Source organism: Thiolapillus sp. (assembly GCF_048562965.1).
Classification (GTDB): Bacteria; Pseudomonadota; Gammaproteobacteria; order Chromatiales; family Chromatiaceae; genus Thiolapillus; species Thiolapillus brandeum_A.
The window spans coordinates 1-236 of record NZ_JBHNMF010000631.1; the positions used below are offsets into that span (position 1 = coordinate 1).

Annotated in this window: 1 pseudogene; it reads right to left on the reverse strand. The window is 57.6% G+C overall.

Annotated features, from left to right (window positions below):
* Positions 1 to 236 (reverse strand): annotated as a pseudogene (locus ACOCD2_RS18555) (conjugal transfer protein TraJ); the annotation flags it as partial.

Consider the following 236-nt stretch of genomic DNA (forward strand, 5'->3'; position numbering starts at 1 on the left):
CATGGTCAGCTCGCGGCATTACGATGGAAAGCATGACCTTGCTCATTTCATCCTGGGTATCAAGGATTCGGTCGAGCACGGCGTGTATCGTGGATTCACCAAACTGAGCGGTTCGCTCATCGTTGGTGAGCCAAAGCTTCAGCAGTCCGCCAAGGCGGCCCAGGTCGCCGTTGATGCGGGCCAGTTCCCGCACCTGCTCATCATCGACGATGCCGTTGATTGGATAACCCTGGCCC